The sequence below is a fragment of the Sphingobacterium sp. Lzh-3 genome (genome assembly GCF_046764375.1).
Taxonomy (GTDB): domain Bacteria; phylum Bacteroidota; class Bacteroidia; order Sphingobacteriales; family Sphingobacteriaceae; genus Sphingobacterium.
Genome location: NZ_CP177226.1, coordinates 1,971,673 through 1,989,928, shown reverse-complemented (window position 1 = coordinate 1,989,928; position 18,256 = coordinate 1,971,673). Strand labels below are relative to the sequence as shown.

Below are 18,256 nucleotides of genomic sequence, written 5' to 3'. Positions count from 1 at the left end.
AATAAACTGTATTTTACTTGCATGATTTAAAAATTTGCTACCCTTCCGCCTTCAAATATTTGTATCACTTCATTGTGAGTTAGTTCTTTATCAAAAAATCTAAAATCACTCATATAAAAGTCATTACTACCTCCTAAAATCCATTTACCTGCATTAGAAGGAGATGCATAACCAGTTAACTCAACAGTTCGATCCATCGTTTTATATGTATTTGTGTAACATGTCATAACTGGCGTTGAAGCATCGCTTATGGTTACTACCATCATCGCGTATTGTTGTGTCTGATGCCATTTAATGACATTGTTTAACAAAACTGTTGAATTGTTATATTTAGCATTTATCCTGGCATTTTGGGAAAATGTAAATGATATATAATCGTTTGCCAAAATTGCCATTTCGCCTGTTGCCCCAGTAGTCCTGACCCAAAAAGAGAAAGAAAATCCTTTCGTTTTCTTTATACGGGAAAGATCAGGTAACTGAATTGGGTTACTTAGGATTACTGCTCCATTATTCTCCATAGGCAATTTATGAGGATAAGTCTTGCCAAATCTTACAACACTTTTGCTCCAATCCCATTTTGAGTTGTTTAATTTATACGTGTTGTTCTCACTGTCCGCAATATAGTCCCCCAATTCATTAAGATAAATTCTGTAAGCTTCTGATGTTAGTTTTTGATCTGTAAAAACTTCAGCTGAAACGTCTTCTGCTAAATATCCATATCCTACTTTTATTGTTTTACCCGCAGCTGGAAGAAATCCTATTTTCACATAAAACATCGCTTGATAGTGGTCGCCACCCTCGTAGATTCTTATTGCTGGATAGTTGGCCCCCCTTGATGATGAGTATTGAAGCATTAACTGTTTAGTGTCACCGACAGGTGTTAAAGAAGTTTGCATTCCATAACGCCAAGATCCAGCCAAAGAATCTACATTCCTATAACCTGTATCCATTACAACGCTCCAGGTTTCCCCCTTATCAGCTGACCTAAAAATCTTCGAGTATTTGTATTGATCTACAGTCAGAACTGGTAAGTAAAGATTACCGTTAAGTTCCCTCATTCCACTTATATTAGATTGTTCGTCTAAAATTGTGGTAATTTTGTTGTTCTCCCTTTTGAACAACATAGGAGTAGGTTTTAATTGTGATTCACCACCGCCAAGAGTCTTTCCATTGGCCGACCAAACTACGCCGTAATCAGGCGAAAAAGTATTAAATACTAATTCGTTCCATGTTGCTCCCCGATCATAGGTAACGAAGGTTCCAGCAGATGTTGGCAGACCATGGTTATAAGCATCACCGTCAAAATTTGCATAAATAGCGTTTGGAATAACTGATCTATCGACGGCTAAAGAATGGCAATGTTGTTTCAAATTTTGATGAACAGTTACAAACGTTTCTCCATCATCTGTGGATTTGTAAACCCTACCATCCCAAAGGCCTTGATATGGCGCTATGTATAAATTGTTAAGGTCGTCCATAGCAAATGTCACCGGATTGAATAACTTCTCACCCTCTACCGCTTCGTTTCCTTGGAGAACAAGTCTTTCAATAGCAAAATTTTCTGACTTTTTGCGCTTGTAGACATTATTATTTTTATAATACAAAATATCACCAAGTCGGTTACAGCCACTGACTACACCGTCCAATGAAATATTTACCCAGGTAGCCAGGTTGTCTGTACTCATAAATAACCCGCCAGTGGGATCAGAACCGAAAATTGCGTCGGCAGAAGCACACATCTGCCACTTAATTCTATTGTCTGCAATTATCTCATAATTTCCGTAGGATTCCTTATGTATATCCAAAAGCGCCCCATTTTCATCAATGAATCTTATATCGGAAAAGTCTTTTTGACATAGCTGATTCATAAAATAATCATTCGTCAACTTTGCTGGAGCTGTTTGTGCCTTCCAGTGCAGGTGCACAATTGCAACGGCATCATTTACATCGATCCCGAGTCTATTTTGTATGGTTATAGGCAGTTCTCCTGCTGTAGATCCTTTGATTTTTCTTAGTGATTTTACAGTAGATTGTAACTGCTGGTTTTCACGCGTTAACTTTCGAGTATTAGTATCATACAAATGATAGTTCTGTGCAGCCGTGTTTTGTGTTGGCAATATCACCTCAGTTTCCAGCACATCGCCTTTAACAATTTTAAAGGTATTCCTGTAATTATCGACATTTTGGTTGCCGTCATAATTGTAGGCTATAACTCCATTAACTTTTGCCACACCGTTCGGTACAACCAGTCTATATTTATTTGTTCCTTTTAAATCAATGTCGGAAACAATAACATTGGCTGAATCGCGTAACTGTACTTTAATACCCGATGAAAGAGAAGTATCGCGCCTCATATATCCTGATAAATTCAAGACATCTCCGCTATTAACGTTTGTGTATTGAAAAGATAAGTAAGACAGAGAATTCACCGCAGAACCGGAAGTATTGTAATATCCGTTGAAAAGTGTTAATACAAGATTATCAGGAAATACAATAACGTCCTCAATATCTGATTTACTGATCTTTAAAGGCAATTCCTCTTCGATATCAGCAATTTTTGAATCTATTTCTGGTGTTAATAATTTTGTTTCCAGCACATCGCCTTTAACAATTTTAAAGGTATTCCTGTAATTATCGACATTTTGGTTGCCGTCATAATTGTAGGCTACGATGACTGTCATTTTAATATATCCAGCTGGTACTACCAGCCTATATGTATCCGTACCTTTTAAATCAATGTCTGTTTTTGTTGACGCTGTATGTAATTGTATTCTTATTCCAGAGGCCCCTGTCGTATCACGTCGCATATATCCTGACAAATTGTATATGTCCCCTTCACTAACATTGCCCATTTCAATTGATAGATAAGAAGCGGAATCAACTTTGGCCCCTGAAGCCTGATAATATCCATTGAAAAAAATTACCGCTAAATAATCTGCTAACTTAATAACATCCTTTACTGCTGTCTTACCAACGGAGTACTGAAAAACAGCTTTTGGTGTGGTTGCCTTATCTGTATCTTGGTTAACAATATTTGACAACGGGTTACTTGGCAATAATTGCACCTTACTAATGCTCCAAGTTTCCGTTGTGCCGTTCCAATAAAGGGTACCATCGTTTCCCTGGGGAATTCCATCTGTACCCAGTGGATTCTTCAGTACGACGTTATTATATTTCCAATAACCCCATGAAGCATCAAACCATCGGTTCTGCCCGGTTGGCCCTGCTGGCAGAGCAACTGCAGCGGCAGAAGTAGCTCCGCCTTGGATTGCCGGCATAGATTCTCCATTTACTTCAACAAGTTCGTTGAGCCGATCAAGCTCAAACTTCATAATAGGCTTAGACTTATTTCCGCACATCAAAAATTCAACGGTGGTTGGGTCTTCTACCTTTTCGGCCCCATCTGGCCAAAGGACTGCTTTTCCTTCTTCTTCTGCCATCTCTATATTATTTAGTTGCTCATTATTCATTTGTTTAGGATTCCCAAAAGCGGTTCACCAATAATCCTTTTTTGTAGGTCAGCCTAAGTGTACGGAAGTCACTAGCTTCTTCTTTCCATGCCAACACCTGTATAACAGTATCTTGACATAAATCGCCGTCTACTTGAATGTTTCCTTCGGAAATCCGTAAGGCAATATTATCGTCGCTATTTGGTGCGCCATATGCTCTCAGAGCAAGGGCTATATTAGGTGCTCTTGTTCCTGGATCTGTATTTTGTGATTGCGTCCCAATTTGCATTGCAACCTGTGACGTTGGAGTAACATTTACAATTAATTCCTTCTTAGATTTTACAGCTGTCGAACCCGCTTCATCTACCATATTTGTACGGTAGTAAAGGGATCTAGGAGTGAAATAAAGGTTCGCGTTTGTATCGTTAGGCGGGCCGAAGTAAATCGCGTTCTCCATTACATTAAAAGCTCCAATAATCCCTTTAAGAGCTTTCATTGATCCATCATCTAAAACCTGAAAAGGAGCATTATAGCGATCTTCCTCTGTTGCCCCAGCCCAAAATCTTTGCGATTGGTTCCCATTATCCGCAAGCCCCGAAATACCTGCATTTACAAAGCCATTACTTCCAACCGTCACCACCTGAGCAAACAGGCGATTGACATTGATTAGATATGCTGTAATTACATCGGTTTCGATATACCCACCTGATATAAGTGTGAAGCCTTTAGTCGGATGAAAAGATCGCTCACCCTCTATTACTGTAGATAAATACCCGAAATTGAAGTGCCAATAACCAGCTTCTCCCTCAGTTGGAATTTGCTCTGACGATAAAAACCACTCACCAGTGAGAGCCGTTTTACTACATTTTGCTGCCAAGTAATACCCCTGTGTCGGCGTAAGTCCCGATTGCGAGAATGCTGTTAAATTCCAGATATTCCCTAATCCTTCAATCTTGAATACTTTATGGATCAATCGTCCGGCAGTCATAGCAAAGCTGTTTGGATCACCACCGACATTCACAGTCATCAATACACCACCCAAATCATAATACATCGACTCGGTACCAAACCATCCGGCTATTGCCTGTTGCATGGCATTCTCCAAGTTTCCATCAGGATCAAATACTTTTGAACGGAATTCGGTCAATGCCTGGATATTTCGACGATCGCGCTCCCAAGACTGTTTGTTGTATTGAGTAACGACTTCCTTTTGTTCCTTGATATCGTTTTGAATCTTCTCAAAAAGAGTATAGGTCACCTCGTTTCCGATCACTGCATCGAAAGACATTCCATTTTCGATTACATCGGGATAAACGGCCGGATAGCTGACCTCAGTGATACGTATTTCTGCATCTATACCTTTTTCAGTATCTTTCAGTCGAACTATATCGCCTGCATCCAAATTGGTATTGAGTCGTTTAAGTTGGATATAGTCAATTTCCAATTCATACACTACGCGCGGAACGCTATTGCTGTCCAAATATTCTTGACGTTTGGTAGTCAATTCAGCTGCTGCAGCATCGATATAACTTTGCGGCATACGAATACCGATCAAAGTATATTTGTCGCCTATCTCCGCGTGTACCGTTTCAGTTGGGAACCAATTATCATTGCCTTCATCATTCGCTTTGAAACGTATCGTTTTTGTTGAAGCGTTGTAACTAGTGATCTCGAATTGATTACCTTCCAACAGGCCCGATTTGAAAACAATATAAGCTGTTTCACCTTCTATTTTTTGTCCGTTAAGGTCAAAGTCGATTGAACTATCGGAAATTGAAAAAAGCTTTTTGTCGATCTGCCCCACTGTGGTAACGGTACCGGTACGCTTTGGATATATCTCTTCGTCGATAAATTCCCCCTCACGTATTCCGAAGATGTCTGTGTTTTTCTCTACGTAACCAGGAATCGTAAAGTAATTAAAAGTTCCTTCGGGTAAGTTCTTATCACCTCCGCGAGCATAAGCCCGGGTAACGATCTTTTTATCCTGTAAGCTTTTCCTTGTGAGACTGTACAATCCTTTTCCTTTACCATATTCAAAAGTCAAAGCACGTGGTGTCCCCACAGTTTTCTTCAATGATATTACCTTTCCTTTGATTCCCCATTCAGCCTTAAAAGCTTGGGCAACCATAGTAAGAGCATCAAGAATGTACGTACTATCGAACTCGACTGTTACTCGGCCAAGATCTTCAAATTCACCGATCGACCATCCGCTTGTTTTCGAGTTAGCGCAATCGACGAATAAATGAAGCCATTCCTCAGCAGTACCTGAGAATGAAAACTTCCTTGCTCCGAGATGGACCAAAAACAAATTTGCCAAGGTGTGGCGCGATCCCTCAAATACAAAATCGAATGATGAAACAAAACGACTCATCTTCTTGAAGTCCTCAATCTGGTTTAATGTGTATTCCTCGCCTTTGTAGGTGAATGTATCGCCTACACGCAAACCCAAGGAAGCAACATTACCATAACTAAATGATAGCCCATGCTCAGCCATTACCTTGTTGCTGTATTTGGCAGCATTCAAGGGAAGCTTTATCGTATCTACACCGTTTCTTTTAACCTGGACTTCCATTAGAATAGTTGTTTTTGTTGTTCGAACTGGATAGGCTTATCAGGATATGACAGGATCAATCCGTTAACATCTGCCAAATAAAAATCGACTCCTACAGGTGCGAAGTTGTTTTCCAACACAAGAGTAAAAGCCGTGTATATAAATCCTATTGTCTTGCGTGGATTGAAAATGCTGAAATCGGGAGATTCGATATACCTTAGTGCAAATGATCTACCCAATGCATCCACACGAAAATTAAAACCTGCTGGCTTCATCAGAATTTCCAATAGCGCCTCCCTTTGGTTTTGCAGATCAGTGAGACTTGTTGATTGGAGATAACAACCTATTTTATACTGTAATGCTTCGAAATAGGTAGGTGAAACATCATCGTAATCCCTTCCGTGCTCATCGGCCCAATCATGAAACGCGCGCTCTTTAGGAGTTGGAAGTTTCAACAATTCGCTCCAAGTACCTCTTTGGAAATAAAGGTGAAACTCGGTAGCCGTATTTTTATTTTCTAGTTCAAAAGACATTAATAACGCCCTCCTATATTTTTGTTGATTGATTGGAGTTCACCAACTGCGTTTTTCAGTTCAGTCACAGTATTAGCTGTATTTGTTTGAATTGAGTTCAAGGCGGTCAAACTGTCGATGGCAACTTGAAGATGCTTACCAGCTGTTACCCCTTGATTTTTACTTTCATCAAACGTCCGCTTCAATAATTCTGTTTGAGATCTTAGCAAGCCATTATTCTCACTTTGGGTTTGCTCAGTTACTTCTCTCTTGATTGAACTCGACAAACCAGAACTGTTGTCAGATCCGATAATTTTACCAAGTTCATCAACTCGCTTCTGACCGTCCTGTTGAATTTTGTCCCAAGCCTTTTTAAGCGAATCGCGTTCAGTATCTGTAATACCGCCTTCCGCAAGTTCATCGAATAAATCATACCAATCCTGTGCTGCCTTTTCAAGATATTCACGGGAAAACTTTTGAATGGCATAATTCTTCATCACACTATCAAAGCCTTTCGACCAAGCATCAGCAGAATCCAAACCAGAATTGAAAAACAAATCACTAAGGTTGCTGAGAATCGAGCTGAAGGAATTACCAGTTGTTTCTTCTTTTAACTTATTTAGCGTTTCGGTATAAAGATCAATTTGATTTTGGAGCTGCTCGATAAGTTTTCCTGTATAATCATCCACATTGCCCAAATCAGCCTGATATTGAAGTTTAGCCAATTCTTCTTTGGCTTTATTCATATCTGTAGCAAGGTCAGCTATACTTGAGCTTTTGGCGAACTTGTCTAGATGTTCCAATACCTTCAACGCTTGCGCCCACTTTACTGCATCTTCCCTTGATAATTGCTTAGAAATATCTTTGGCGGATTCTCCGTTATTTAAACGAGTTAAAACTTCATCGAGAACTTTATCGCCTGTCATCAAATACCGACCATCCAATTGTTTATTGAGATCTTTATAATTATCCTCGATTTCCTTTAAAGTCTGTCCGTATTTCTCCAATCTTTCAGCACCATAAATCTTGTCCATCAGTTCCAATTGACGTTCAAGCATTTTAGTTATCGCTTCGGTAGATTTAAGTTGACGCTCGTTCTGGTAATCAATTTGCTCACGCATTCTTTTAAAGGATGCTTGCTGGGCTTCTTTCATTGATTGACTAATTCCCTGAAATACCGATACAGCAGCACCGAATATTCCAAAGTAGGAACTAATGTCTTGCATAGCTTTCTTTCCATTAGCATCCCCTTTTAAGCTAGCCAAAGTCGAAGCTAACTGTCCAGCAGTACTTACCATCTTCTGCAATGTCTCCATTCCATCTGCAAGACCAAATGCAAATTCAGTTGCTGACTTTGCTAGATCAGCGAAGCCTTGAGCAGCCTGAGAAATGTTTTGCAGATTTCCTAAATCTGCTTGCATGGCCCCGTCATCAAAGAATTTACCGAAAGTTTTACGCAACTCTGCCTTCTGTTCAGATGTAGCTCCTTTAATCCCATCGATTAAACTAAAAACAACATCTTTTCCATGGCGATAAGCAGCTCCAATCATTGACCCTAATGACTCATCAATATTATTCATTGCCTTTTGAAACTCTGGAGAAGAATCAATTTCATTTGCATATTTTTGAGTCATTTCACGACGCAACTGCATATCTTTCTCCTGAGTCAATTGGCCGGCATCCTTCAAAGCCTTCACCTTATCCTGGTAGTCCTTTTCAATATCTATCAATTTGTCACTTAGAAATTTTGCAGCGTTTATTGCTTCAAGTAATTGAGCAACTCTATCCTCGTTCATCTTTTTACCATGAGCAAGAAGCATTTTTTCAAGTTCCTGCATACGCTGTCTTTCCAAACCATTCAGCCCGGCCATACTTTGTTTAGCTCGCAAACCGGCATATTCCCCAGAAATCTTTTCAAAAGTAGATTTATATTGACCTAATTGTTCATCAGCCACCTTTGCGCCATATTGCTTTTTAAGGTCTTCGTATTTAATGAAGTTTTGGTAATCTTCTTGATAAGCCTTTAGTATATTGGCTGTCTGCTGTTTATATATAGTGTCATTAATCTCTCGCTTTTCGGAAGCAGGCAAACCGCTAGTATCTACCTTTAAGCCTTTGTTTTTAGGATCACTATTGAATTTTCTGACCTCTTCACGTATTCTTGCATACTTTTCTTTAATGGATAAAATCTCTTGCTGATCTCGGGTAAGATTTCGTTTTGAAGCGTTATCGTTGATCTTATCAATTTCTATTTGCAATGCTCTTTGGCGTTCAAAAGCTTGACGGGATCTTTCGGCCGCTCGTTCTGCATCTTTTTTAGTTTTATCAATCGCTTTCTGGTCAACAAGTTTATTTTCAGGCTTTACTTCCGGATTAACAAGAGATTTCATTTTTTCCAAATTGGCTCGAAGAGAAGGTTCGACCAGAGCCTTATTATATTTCTCTCGATCAGCGATTAATTTTTCTTGCCTAGCTATCTCCTCAAGCTGTTCTTTTCTTGTTAATGCTGCAAACGACTCAAAAAATGTTTTACGTTGTAAATCATCTTTATTTGAAACCGAATTAAGACCAGTAGCCCCAATATCCATAATCTGACCACCAACCCCTCCGGACAATGAACCTCCCAAACGAAGAAAGAACTCTTTCCAACTATCTGACTTAACTAATTTTCCAATTGTTGATGTAAGATCAGCCAAACCATCAGTGACAGTAGTAAAGAATCTTTGAGCACGGTCAGATTGCCATAGTTTTTCAAATTCGTTGGATAGCCTATTTATTGAAGCCTGCATTCCCTCAACACGCTCGGTTTTGTCTGACCCAAATGTTTTTTCTAATTCTGTCGCAAACTTCGGAAGGAAATCTTTTGAAACTACCTCTCCTTTTTCTAGCATCTTGTTGAGCTGTTGCTCTGTTACACCCATTGCTTTGGCTGCTAGTTGAAACGCGCCAGGTAAACGCTCTGCCAATTGCCCACGCAACTCTTCAGCTTGAACTTTACCTTTTGACATCATTTGCGATAGAGCAAGAAAGGTTCCTTGAACTTGATCGTTACTCAACTTCATCTTTGCTCCAGCAGTAGCGACCGATTCAAATATTCTCTTACTTTCTGATGCAGTGATATTAGAGAACTTTGCTGCCCCCTGCCATAGTTTAAAAGATTCCGCTGTAGAACTAAATTGAAGGCCGAGCCGATCGGAGGTTTTTCTTAGAAAATCCATAGTCTGCCCTGCCTGAACGCTCGAAGAGCTGACAGCATTAATTCCCTGCTTTAAAGGTTCTAATTCAAGGTTTGAAGTGAATGATTTCTTAACTCCCGCAACGACAGCACCTAGTAATCCCAATCGTCCTGCAAACTGACTAATTTGCGGCAATACCATTGAAATTGCATCACCATAGTTTCCCACATTTCTATAATGTTGTCCAACTGTGGTATCAATTGTTTTAATTTGCCGATCTAATATTTTAGTTTGACCAACAAGAGATCTACTCCTTGATTCTAATTGTTGATAAGCCGCACTATTTTTATACCCTTGACGCTCTAACTTAAACATTTCAGCAAGGAGGTTCTTACTCTCGTTTCGTAGTCGATTAAGTTCGGCAGTTAGTTTGCCATATTCGCTATTGGCTGAAAGTGCTTTCTTTAATTCTCTAGCTTGCCTTTCCTCTTCTTTGCGTGCAGCATTGAGTTTAGTTTGCTCATTTCTAAAAGTCTGTAAATCAATCTTACCTTGTGTATACTGGTTATTGAGATCTGCCTGTGATTTAAGTTGTTTCGCTAGTTCAATCCTAGCTTCTCTGAGAGCATCTAAATTAGCAAGCTGTGCATCACGTAAATTTTTATTGGCTTTTGACGCTTCATCCAAAGCGGTAGCGGCTTTCTTAGAATCATCAGTAATTCCAGATAAAGGAGATGACACACCACTTCCCTTAAGCAATTCGCTTATTTTGCGCTTTGCTTCATCATCATCAACTACTACTTTATACCGTAAATCAGCCATTGAACAAACTTACCAAAAACGATATGTTACGATAAGTTTTAGTAGTTGTCTAAGAAGGTAATGACAACGTAATAATTTACAATCAACCGAACATATCAAACATGTCTTTAGCTTCGTCTTTGGAGCCACTATCTTCACCAATAGGCGGCAAAACAAGACTGTACAACAGTAAATTTTGATAACTTACTTTATACTTTAGCTCATCCTCAGTCATCCAACCTTTGAAAGCAATTGCAGTATTAGCAACTATTGACCAAGGCGTTCCTTGCCCTGGGTAAGATTTATCACTAGGCTTCTTGCTAAAGTTAAAGAGCCGAAAAAAGGCTCGAGGTCTAACCTCCCGTAGACCAGCTTTAGCATTTCGTGAATTTGTCCATTTGTGAATTGGTATAGAATCGCTCGGGAAAGCTCATCGTATGGCTTATCAGTATCATTTTGAATAGCCATTGCAATTGCATCAGCCAAAGGTTTGGTATTATTCCCAAGCAAGGTTAGTATTTGATCAGAAGAAGGTAATCCATCTATATCCTTGGCCCCCATCATTTCCATCAAACGCAATGCGATGTCTTGGGAAACACCAGAGGATATGCCGCGAAGTTGTATGGCAACTATACGTTTGCGTTTAAAGAGCTTACCAAAGAAATCAGTTCTTGGCAACGTTACCTGCCCCAATTGTTCAGGATGGTCATTAAATGTTTTGACAATAAGGCGTTGGGCCTCAAGTGGAGTTAATTCTTGTTCTTGCATTTTGGAAAGGTAAATGGCGAAATGCCTTTAAAAATAACCCCTACTCGCCAACCTTTTCCACAAGAGTGGTTTTCGGGGTTTTATCATCACGTGTTAGGAGTTATGCCACAGCAACTTTTTCGTAATACCATGGTGAAACTATAGCTCCAGTGGCATCAACGACACCTAATGATTCTGCTGTAAATCCTAGCGCCAAGAAGTCTGCCCCTGATTTAGTTAAATTATTCTCAATTCTTGCTGAAATGCCGCCATTAAGGATTACAAACACCATTTTGAAACCGTTTCTTGGCTTAGAAGTTACCCTTAGTGCGAGATTAACTTCTAAAGTACCATCAACCGGAGCTTCAAATTTCGTTGTTGCAGTAGATGCAGTCTTACCATTAAACAACATATCTGCTTTCTTTGGCTCCAAGTCCAAAGATTTTGCTGTAACGGATGCTCCATCCCCCTCTTCTCCAACTATAGCCCAAGTCCCGGGCTTGTCTTCAACCTTTACTTTAGTATTGTTTTTCTCCGGAATATTAAATGATACTGAACCATCTTCAATATCTTCAAACTTTACCCAACCTGTAGTTGGTAAAGTGCCATCTGCACTTACTGGTGCAAATTCTATGGATTCTACTCCTTTTACTGCGAAAGCCATAATTTATTTCTTTGTTAGAGATCAAATCGGTTCCTTTGCCCTTCCCCGATTCGATAGTTAATATTCTATTTTTTACTAGCGTGTTTAAGTGATATCTGTACGAAGGAAATTATAGTTTACTTGAATATTGAAAAGCCAATCAGTATTGTATCCTTCCAATTCCCCAGGATTACGCAGAGAAAGAGAAAAATCAAAACCATGGTAATCATCAACAGCAGCAACAATCGCAGCGCCAATGGTTCGCATTTTAGCGACGTCAGGCTGAGTATTGTCTTTAGACGTTGGATTTTCAGCAGGTTGATTCTTTAGGTTTGGAACATGTACGTTTATATTGAAAATTCCGCCTTGCTTTTGCTCAGCGTCGTAAATCAAAGAATTGGTCACGATATCCTCCTTTGTGGATCCCGCACGACGTTGAGCGGTTCTCAGTTCGCCGGTAATCATTGATGGAATACCAGCAGCAATAAGTACACCTTGAATATCATCCATAGCATCAAATACACTCTTTATCCGCCTTTTCATACACTAATCCGATTAAATGCTTCCTCCAATGATTTTTCAACCTCAGATGCTGCGATGGTTAGTACGGTCAATCCTTTTGCTTCAACCCAACTCGCGTACTCCATGCCTGCAACTATCGTAATACCCCATCCTTTAGACTCACGTAATTCAGCAAATGCCTTTTCCTTCCCTTCTTTCAGTCCAGGGGCGCGATCGGTTCCGTATGGGCTAAGTTCAAAGTCTTCATGTAACACTTTACCATCACGATAGATAATTCCCCCAGTAGCCGAGCGTAATTGTCCAGTTTGATCATTGTAACCTCCATCAATTCGCATCTTAGCCCTCTGAATTTTCAAAGCTTCTGCTAAGACTAGTTTGAACTGATCCAACGTTTGAAGATCAACTTCATCAAACATTTCCTTTTGGACTTGCTCGATCTCCGTATGGGTCATATCTAAAACTAACTTAAACATACGCTACGCAATGAAATCTACCATGGTGGAACAAAGCAACAGAATCTTCCCAGACAATAACCTCACCTCGCTCGTCATAAGCTGTGACCAACTCACCAATAAGCAAACGTGGTGAATTTTCAGGCATTGCAATTGTGTGTTGTACACTCACCTCGACACCATCTTTAACTTTTTTAAGTCCCTGACTGCGTGAGTTTGGATAAAACCTACAAGGCAACCCCTGCTCCTTGGTTTCACCTTCTCTCACCAATATATCAGGATATTGTCCTTCGAAAATCATTCCTCTGCCTCCTTGATTAGTGAGTATTTGAAAGGTCAACAAATCCCGATGTAACTGGCGTTTCATCAATCCCCCAACGAAGCAACAACCGTCTACGTAAAGCTTCCAAAGCAGTAGCATCCTGTTGAGTAAGTTGATAATCCAATTCCTTGACAGATTTAGGCTGTGTTAAAAGGAAGTCAATCAACCCTGCCCGGGAAAGATCCAATGCTTTAGTCTGATCTTGATTTTGGGGCTCACGTTCCGCTACAGGATCCAACCCATTTTCCGCCAACATCATTTCAACGGTTGCATCAGGGAACTTAAACCCCATCGACGACACTAAGACTTCCTTTACACTTGCCATATTATCTAAATACGGGTAATTACCCTTTCTTTACCAAACCACGTTCAACACACAAATCCAAACGATCCTGCGGGAAATGAGACACGTCATCACCTTCAACCCATTTCTGGCTGAAATTGTCTTTATCAGCAAATGGAGCGATGACAGTGTATTTTTTCTTTGACGGTTTAGCAGCATCCTTCTCTGCTTTAGCTTTAGCAGCTGCAGCATCCTTCTGCGCACGTTCGTCAGCTTTGGCTTTAGCATCTTCTGGAATCTCTACCTCATCGCCAACTTTGATACCTCGTTTTTCAAGGTCAGGATTGTGCTTTAGATCCGATTCCGTGACGATATGCTTAACCAACTTTGGCCCACCTTGTGGATCAGTTGAAGGAGCACCCGATTGTGCCCCTGCTTTATTTTCTTGATCTGCCATTATGCTTGCACGGTTTTAGTGTCCAACAAATAGATTTCGTCGATTGCAGTTACCACCGGAACTACGCGAGCCTGAGCACGTGTAACTTCTTTCAAGGAAGGTGTAGTTGTACGGAATTTGCTCACAAGAATGTATTCGTTAGCTTTTTGGTACTCAACGCCTGCCTGTTTGTGGTTTTCTTCCGCCAAACGAGCGTAAACCAGTTCCCCAACCATTTGTGATGCAACAAAAACCATTGCTCCAGCAGCGAAAGGCTTAAACGATGTTCGTTTACCATCCTTTTCAACTTTGATAGTACGATCGACTTTAATAAAAGTAAAGCCATAACGTTTGCTAACCAAAGTATTCAACTGATCAAAGTCAAGGTTTGGAATTTGCTTGTTGCCAGTGCTGTTTTGGCTAAAAGAATAGTACTCTTTCGCTTGATCAGTGGCCGCAATAGCATTGATTGTTGCTGTGTCAGTATAAACTTGGGTGATTGTCACACCATCTGCTGTTGCTTTATCGATAACTCTCTGAAAATCATCAAAAGGTTTCGCATTGACTTTATCTGAATAAAGAGCAGCAACACCAAAAAGGTGATCAGCGCGATATTTATAATCGCAGCGAACGCCTACCCCAACATTTTCAGGATCATCAACCAAGGTGATACCTGTAGAGAATCCACGTAAGAAAATAGCTTCGTTACGTTCATAAATTGCCCCAATAGCACGAGGAGTATCTGCAAATAACTTAGCGATTACCTGACCGTTAGTCGCTCCGTTCGCAATCAAAGTGTCCAATTGAGTAAGCTCTGTTTCATTAAGAGCTAATTCAATACCCATTTTAGGAATGTCACCTGAAGCTTGTGAGATAGAATCCCTAGTCTTCAAAGGAAGGCTAGAATCCATTGCCACAACATCGGCCGCAACTAGGCTAAAAGAAGCAGATAGACTTTCCCATTTACCAGTTACCGAAAAAACTGGCTTTAACATTGTTGTGTGCAAGTAGACCAATGGCCTCTTTGTATCGTTCAATGTCTCGACTGTTCGTACAATAATTCCTGGGAAGAATTTTTGTACCCATTGAATAAATAGTGATTTTTCCATTAGTCTGCTCTAAAATCAATTAAAGGCTTTAATGCTTCCATTGCTTCCGCAGTTGGCTCAATGTAACATGCCTTATGGTTTACCGTTCCCCTCACTAATAATCCAGCAGCGGGTTTTGCTGTTAAGATCGAATTGATCAAAATGTGCGCATACTCGTAACCTGCTGGCAAAGCTGCGTAAGCAGTTCCATCAGTGTTAACCGGCATGGGCTTATAAATATTTCCTGTCGCTGTATCTTTGATGATGACATGCCCCGCATAAATGACTTTAGGTGTGTAACCAGTCACTTCAAGAGCACGACCACCACGAACAGACTGGAAATTGTCAACGATAATCACGGTGTCCCGTGAGGTATCGATGATTTGTTCGTCGTTGTTTAAATTTACTGTTGTTCCCATTTGAATAACTATTGTAATCCAATTTCGCTCATCACAGAATCCAACTCTTCCTTAGTTGCCTCTTTGACTTTGCCATCTTTACCTACACTTGAAAATGGACTATCCTTCCCCAATTTACTTTCAGCTTGCGTTTGCGTATGGTTAGCAAAGTCGGTTTCTACATCAGTCAGATAAGTAGTGAAGTCCTCATCAGTAGCAAAGCTCATACGACTGAAATCACGTAATACCTTTGCGCTGTAGTCTTTGTCTGCGTTAGCCAACTTACCCATGATGAGTGATTGGCGATCTGTAACAACCTTTTCACTTTTCAATCCTGCGACTGTATCGGTTAAGGCTTTCATTCCATCAGTGATAGCTTTAATATAAGCTGGCACTTCTTCGCTTGCCGCAGGTGCTGGAACAGGTTTCGGTTCAGGTGGCGTAGGTTGTGGTCCAGGAGCTGGTGTTTTTAATTTTTCCAATTCCGCTTGGACACTCCTAGCACGATCATCGTCCTTGGCCAAATCTGTAAATGGCAAGTATTCATTGATCGCTCCCATCTTAGCTTCCAGTTCCTCTTCTGTTGTAACTTTACCTTCAAATCGTTTTGCCAACTCATCTACACGAGCTGCTGAAAGTTGAGCGCCCCCAAACTTAGTTTGAAGTAATGCTCTAATTGCTTTTTTGATATCCATTTGTCTTTGTTTTTACCAGTGTCTACCCATATCGAATGGCCTTTCTAAACAGTTAGAACCCGATATAACAAAAGTACCTTGAAGGGTTGGTGGAGGGAAATAGTCGTGGTTGTCTTTGGGTAGTTGGACAACGTGGAGTTTGGTAGGTTGGAAATAATAAAGCCCTCTACTGTGAGGGCTTTAATTCTATTTTTTCAATTGCTTTATTATCTTTCCGGTATAAACGAGGATCGGAATCGTTTTTTCTAACTTTGTCCCATCCTGATCAAATACCAAAACAAGTTTGTCTTCTCTTGGCTTGCCGTTGTCTTTAAAATATTTATTAGCATCCTGGTAGTCCCAGAACATTCCTTTCTTAATTCCGATCCGTAAATCAGATTTAGTGGATGGAGCTATCTTGGTGTTTGATGAAACAGAATTAGCTTCTTTCACTGCTTGGCCAAAGGCAACTGCGCTTTCATTAGTATTATTGTTTATCTGAACCGTTTCTTCATTAATAATAAAGTAGCTTTCTGACCAATTGAAATAAATCGGGGAACTAGATACATTTTTTGCAGTAACAGTGATTTCAGACATACTCTCCTTTGGCACAGATAATTCGACTTGATTATCTGTATATTTGAAAGTCTTACCACTTTGACCATTATAAGTAACGCTAACACTTCCAAGGTTACGCCCATACTCCTGAGCCTTCACTGATCCCGCACATGCTAATGTAAACAATACGTAAATTAATCTTCTCATAAAATATCCATTTACCACCAAACTTAAGGAAAAGATTGGAGAAAGAAAAAAGCTCTAAAATTATCTATTAAATTGCAGTTAACCATAAATCATAAATATCGATTTTACTATATTTACAAATTAACTTATTATATATGGAAATTTTTATTGGTTGGATAATTTTATCTTTTGTTGCAGGGGCTATTGGTAATGAAAGAAGAATAGGTTTTGCTTCAGCTTTTTTTCTATCACTTTTTCTTTCACCTTTGGTAGGACTAATATGTGCTTTGGCTTCGAAATCAAAGAGCCAAATTCAATTTGAAAACGCTATCATTAATGAGACTAAACGCAGTGCATTAGAATTATCTAAAGTTGCCAAATCTTCATTTACAGATGAATTATTCAAATTAAAAACACTTTTGGATTCTGGTTTAATAACTATTGAGGAATTTGAAAATGAAAAAGAAAAAATTAAAACTAAAATAGAACCACCTAAGACTATTTTAGCACTTTATAACTCAATCGAAGGTAATAAGTCTAGCACACTCCAAGTAAAAATAGGAAGAGGTGAATTTTACGAAAATATTCCAGAAAAAAGAGAAGACTCTATAAAATACGAAGTGAATCCAGGTCAGGTTGAAATAACAATTTCACCAGCTAAATGGCCTATCAAGAAAACTGTTTTTCTTGAGGTTTTAGAAGGTACTACTGCTTATTATGATGTTGGCAAAATTTATGAAAAAGCTTAAAAAAATCCCCCAAACATCACGCGATGCTGGGGGATTTGCAATGCGCTGCGCACGCTATTTCTTAAACGACCTCCTAAGCGCTGAATACATTACTCTATTTTCCAGTTCGTGATCACGTTCAAAACCATTCTTCCAAATATTACCGCCCATTGGATTATAAGGATTATGGACAACAACGCATTTCCCCTTTGAACAAACTTCAATCAGGCCCCAATTATCTGGCAGCTCATCCACTTTCAATAAACCCTCGGGGCAACAATAAAAACGATACTTACCCATTGCTTTGCCTGAACGATGCGGCTTCTTAAAGTCACGGAGGAAGTCAGATCGTGAGATCTTCACCTCAATGACTATGCTTTCACCCGACCTAAATCCAATAACATCAGGAATCTCGCTCATAATAGACTTCATCTCCTTGTAAGCAACAGGAAAACGTTTTAATGCCCATTTATAGGCAATGTCTGTTATGGTGACGTGGGTTAGTTGCATTAGGAAAGTGGTGTGTGGCCTTTGAAAATCAAATTAAGATCCTTTGGAGAAATAAGAGATTCAGCTTCAAAAGTTATCAATGGCATACCCCAACTTCCTTCTTTCTTCATTTTCTTTTTCAACTTTCGAGGTGCTTTTAGCAAAGTAACCTTGGCTTGCTTCGACGGATCTAGGTATATCATTTTGCCCAAATCAACCGATGTCATTGTATTTTCCATAA

At 39.7% G+C, this 18,256-nt stretch carries 18 protein-coding genes; 1 reads left to right on the top strand and 17 read right to left on the bottom strand.

The genetic code is table 11. From position 1 onward, the window contains the following. Positions 1–26 precede the first annotated feature (26 nt). The 15 genes from ACLCDV_RS08065 to ACLCDV_RS07995 all read right to left on the bottom strand — a co-directional run bounded on the left by ACLCDV_RS08065 (position 27) and on the right by ACLCDV_RS07995 (position 16,819). Entirely contained in the window at positions 27–3,440 is a 3,414-nt protein-coding gene (locus ACLCDV_RS08065; RefSeq protein WP_411973381.1) for a LamG-like jellyroll fold domain-containing protein, read from the bottom strand. A 34-nt stretch (positions 3,441–3,474) separates the two neighbouring features. Further along, positions 3,475–6,021, bottom strand: coding sequence for a phage tail protein (locus tag ACLCDV_RS08060; protein WP_411973380.1), 2,547 nt, complete (start codon positions 6,019–6,021; stop codon positions 3,475–3,477). Continuing rightward, positions 6,021–6,533, bottom strand: coding sequence for a hypothetical protein (locus tag ACLCDV_RS08055; protein ID WP_333577867.1), 513 nt, complete (start codon positions 6,531–6,533; stop codon positions 6,021–6,023). Before ACLCDV_RS08055 ends, ACLCDV_RS08060 begins: the two co-directional genes overlap by 1 nt. Next, positions 6,533–10,510 carry a tape measure protein gene (locus ACLCDV_RS08050; protein ID WP_411973379.1) on the bottom strand — a complete coding sequence of 1,326 codons (3,978 nt, stop codon included), beginning with the start codon at positions 10,508–10,510 and terminating at the stop codon, positions 6,533–6,535. The genes ACLCDV_RS08055 and ACLCDV_RS08050 overlap by 1 nt, the downstream gene beginning before the upstream one ends. Positions 10,511–10,756: 246 nt before the next feature. Further along, positions 10,757–11,257, bottom strand: a complete 501-nt coding sequence (locus ACLCDV_RS08045; protein ID WP_333577869.1) for a hypothetical protein — start codon at positions 11,255–11,257, stop codon at positions 10,757–10,759. Between the two features lie 100 nt (positions 11,258–11,357). After that, the gene (locus ACLCDV_RS08040; RefSeq protein ID WP_333577870.1) at positions 11,358–11,900 is read right to left on the bottom strand and encodes a hypothetical protein; all 543 of its coding nucleotides are present in this window, start codon (positions 11,898–11,900) and stop codon (positions 11,358–11,360) included. Between the two features lie 84 nt (positions 11,901–11,984). Beyond that, positions 11,985–12,422 (bottom strand): hypothetical protein, encoded by a 438-nt coding sequence (locus tag ACLCDV_RS08035; RefSeq protein ID WP_411973378.1) that lies wholly within the window; start codon positions 12,420–12,422, stop codon positions 11,985–11,987. Beyond that, the gene (locus tag ACLCDV_RS08030) at positions 12,419–12,874 is read right to left on the bottom strand and encodes a hypothetical protein (RefSeq protein ID WP_411973377.1); all 456 of its coding nucleotides are present in this window, start codon (positions 12,872–12,874) and stop codon (positions 12,419–12,421) included. Before ACLCDV_RS08030 ends, ACLCDV_RS08035 begins: the two co-directional genes overlap by 4 nt. Next, complete coding sequence (locus ACLCDV_RS08025) at positions 12,867–13,154, bottom strand: hypothetical protein (RefSeq protein ID WP_333577875.1); 288 nt, start codon at positions 13,152–13,154, stop codon at positions 12,867–12,869. The genes ACLCDV_RS08030 and ACLCDV_RS08025 overlap by 8 nt, the downstream gene beginning before the upstream one ends. Positions 13,155–13,170: 16 nt before the next feature. Beyond that, on the bottom strand, positions 13,171–13,500 hold the full coding sequence (locus tag ACLCDV_RS08020) for a DUF6706 family protein (protein WP_115047753.1): 330 nt from the start codon (positions 13,498–13,500) through the stop codon (positions 13,171–13,173). Positions 13,501–13,519: 19 nt separating this feature from the next. Next, on the bottom strand, positions 13,520–13,915 hold the full coding sequence (locus ACLCDV_RS08015; protein ID WP_411973376.1) for a hypothetical protein: 396 nt from the start codon (positions 13,913–13,915) through the stop codon (positions 13,520–13,522). Further along, positions 13,915–15,003, bottom strand: coding sequence for a hypothetical protein (locus ACLCDV_RS08010; protein WP_333577878.1), 1,089 nt, complete (start codon positions 15,001–15,003; stop codon positions 13,915–13,917). Before ACLCDV_RS08010 ends, ACLCDV_RS08015 begins: the two co-directional genes overlap by 1 nt. Further along, the gene (locus ACLCDV_RS08005) at positions 15,003–15,401 is read right to left on the bottom strand and encodes a hypothetical protein (RefSeq protein WP_411973375.1); all 399 of its coding nucleotides are present in this window, start codon (positions 15,399–15,401) and stop codon (positions 15,003–15,005) included. The genes ACLCDV_RS08010 and ACLCDV_RS08005 overlap by 1 nt, the downstream gene beginning before the upstream one ends. Before the next feature lie 8 nt (positions 15,402–15,409). Then, entirely contained in the window at positions 15,410–16,075 is a 666-nt protein-coding gene (locus ACLCDV_RS08000; RefSeq protein WP_411973374.1) for a hypothetical protein, read from the bottom strand. Between the two features lie 186 nt (positions 16,076–16,261). Next, positions 16,262–16,819: a hypothetical protein gene (locus ACLCDV_RS07995; RefSeq protein WP_411973373.1), complete on the bottom strand. Its 558-nt coding sequence runs from the start codon at positions 16,817–16,819 to the stop codon at positions 16,262–16,264. A gap of 134 nt (positions 16,820–16,953) precedes the next feature. On the opposite strand from ACLCDV_RS07995, the gene ACLCDV_RS07990 reads away from it, so the two are divergent. After that, complete coding sequence (locus ACLCDV_RS07990; RefSeq protein ID WP_411973372.1) at positions 16,954–17,547, top strand: SHOCT domain-containing protein; 594 nt, start codon at positions 16,954–16,956, stop codon at positions 17,545–17,547. Positions 17,548–17,601: 54 nt separating this feature from the next. Here the strand turns inward: ACLCDV_RS07990 and ACLCDV_RS07985 are convergent, their stop codons facing one another. After that, the gene (locus ACLCDV_RS07985) at positions 17,602–18,036 is read right to left on the bottom strand and encodes a hypothetical protein (RefSeq protein WP_411973371.1); all 435 of its coding nucleotides are present in this window, start codon (positions 18,034–18,036) and stop codon (positions 17,602–17,604) included. Then, entirely contained in the window at positions 18,036–18,254 is a 219-nt protein-coding gene (locus ACLCDV_RS07980) for a hypothetical protein (protein WP_411973370.1), read from the bottom strand. Before ACLCDV_RS07980 ends, ACLCDV_RS07985 begins: the two co-directional genes overlap by 1 nt. Between the last annotated feature and the right edge of the window lie 2 nt (positions 18,255–18,256).